Source organism: Paracoccus acridae, from assembly GCF_014642735.1.
Classification (GTDB): domain Bacteria; phylum Pseudomonadota; class Alphaproteobacteria; order Rhodobacterales; family Rhodobacteraceae; genus Paracoccus; species Paracoccus acridae.
Genome location: NZ_BMIV01000064.1, coordinates 1 through 1,519 on the forward strand (window position 1 = coordinate 1; position 1,519 = coordinate 1,519).

1 protein-coding gene is annotated in these 1,519 nt (G+C 61.5%); it reads right to left on the reverse strand.

From position 1 onward, the window contains the following. Positions 1-7 precede the first annotated feature (7 nt). A complete protein-coding gene (locus IEX25_RS19700) occupies positions 8-1,402 on the reverse strand; it encodes an IS4 family transposase (protein WP_229665526.1) in 1,395 nt (464 codons plus the stop codon). Positions 1,403-1,519: the final 117 nt, after the last annotated feature.

Below are 1,519 nucleotides of genomic sequence, written 5' to 3' on the forward strand. Positions count from 1 at the left end.
CTTGCAGTTACCCACAAATGCCTGGGTTGGTTGCGATGCGTGCGCCTTCAATGAGATCAGCGAGGCGTGCGAAGCCGCGCCAGATGACGGTCGTGCCTGGCGGTGGATCGGCTGCACGGTCGAGATATCCCCCGAGACGGGCAATCGCTCTGACATAGAAGTCGAGGTCACGCGGACCGTCGCGTTTTCGGTCCGGCGTTGCGCGTTCGAGCAAGCCGCGTTCGGCTTCGGTGAAGACGGCTGCTGCCGTTGCGCTCTGCGTGCCGCGACTGAGCATCGTCAGCCATGACACACGCCAGGCCACGATGCAGCACAGGGCGATGCAATTGGCCAGGCGATCGGCGGTGGCGAGGCGGATATCCTCGATCCGGCAGCCGGTCTTCAGGGTTCTGAAGAAGGTCTCGATTTTCCAGCGCAGCGCATACCATTCGAGCTTGTGCACGGCCTGCGCATGGCTTTCCACCGGCAGGTTCGTGATCAGTTTCCAGAAGACGGGCGGGCGCCCTTCCGGCGGATCAAGCTCCTCGGCATGGATGATCTGAAGGGTTTGGTGTTGGTATTTCCGCTGCTTGCCGATCGGCGGGCGGACGGTCATCGTAGCATGCCGGATTGTCAGCACCGCGCGATGGGCCTGACCCTGCGCATCCCGGAACCCGATCTCGTGGGTCCCGCTGGCTTGGATCTGCGCCATCACCTTGGAGATGGTCGTATTGCCGTCCTCTGCCAGGCGGTCGACGCAACTGCGCACCAGAAAGCCAGTCCCGAGGTCTTCGGCCAGACAGTAGAGTTCGTAAATGTCGCTTTCCCGGTCGCCGATATGCACGCAGCGCTCGGGCGCACCAGCCCGTTTGGTGGACAGGCGCAGATTGTCGAGCCAGCGCATGCTTTCCTTCTGCTCGATCGGAACCCGGGTTGGATTGATCCGACGCTTGAGCGCGGCCGTCCCCTTGAACTTGGACCGCGACCAGAACTTGGCAGCGGTCAGGCCGAGCGGCAGGCCGTCGGGCGTGATCGCCAGACTGGCATGCATCAGCAAGCCGCAGACCGCATGCTTCTGGTAACGCCCTTCCTCCAGCTTGCGACCGGTCGATATCTTCGTGAAGCCGATCTTCTCCGGCACCGAGCGTTTGAAGGAGAATTCCGTGGTGTCCTGCAGGATCAGGATTGGGCCATCGGTGGCCCTGATCCGCAACGCGGAGGCCGCGAAATGACCCTCCATGATCTTGTCTTCACTGACATTGCCATTGGAGAAGAAGCGATAGGCGGCCTTGGTGTTCGACCAGTCCTGAAAGGCCGTGGGCAACGATTTGCCCGGTCGTTGCCCGAGCGCCTCAAGCATTGCTCCAAGCCGCCGGTTCAGCCGTTCGTCTCCCAAATCACAGCCGGCCGTTTCCGCGTCCACCCAACTCTGCCCCATATCCGCACCTGTTTGACTGAAGGTGCCAGACAAGGAATCACGGCAGATTCCTCAGGAGCAAGACCTTTCTCAGGGCCAAAGACATTTGTGGGTAACTGCAAG